1 protein-coding gene is annotated in these 458 nt (G+C 61.4%); it reads left to right on the plus strand.

The genetic code is table 11. The annotated features are described in order from the left end of the window. A partial coding sequence (locus tag HGQ17_RS14920) for an integrase core domain-containing protein (protein WP_168888738.1) occupies nt 1–458 on the plus strand: 458 nt, incomplete at both ends.

Below are 458 nucleotides of genomic sequence, written 5' to 3' on the forward strand. Positions count from 1 at the left end.
CGGGGCGCCAGCTTCTCGTGGCTACCGGTTCTTGCATCACGCGGTCGATGACCACTCCAGAGTGGCCTACTCAGAGATCCTCGATGATGAGCGAAAACACACCGCAGCCGGGTTCTGGGCCCGGGCGGAGGCGTTCTTCGCCGAGATCGGAGTCCAGGTCAGCGCTGTGATGACCGACAACGGGGCCTGCTACCGGTCAGCAGCGTTCAAAGCCGCTCTGGGCGAAGAGATCAAGCACCAGAGGACACGGCCCCGCCGGCCACAGACCAATGGGAAGGTGGAGCGGTTCAATCGAACGTTGATGAGCGAGTGGGCCTACGCCCGCTCCTACATCAGTGAATCCTCTCGTGCAGCTTCGTATGGCGATTTCCTGCACTACTACAATCACCACAGAACCCACACCGCGCTCGGAGGCGCTGTTCCCTCAGCCCGCGTTCACAACCTCACGGGGAAATACA

Origin of the sequence: Nesterenkonia sedimenti (assembly GCF_012641515.1) — a bacterium.
GTDB lineage: Bacteria > Actinomycetota > Actinomycetes > Actinomycetales > Micrococcaceae > Nesterenkonia > Nesterenkonia sedimenti.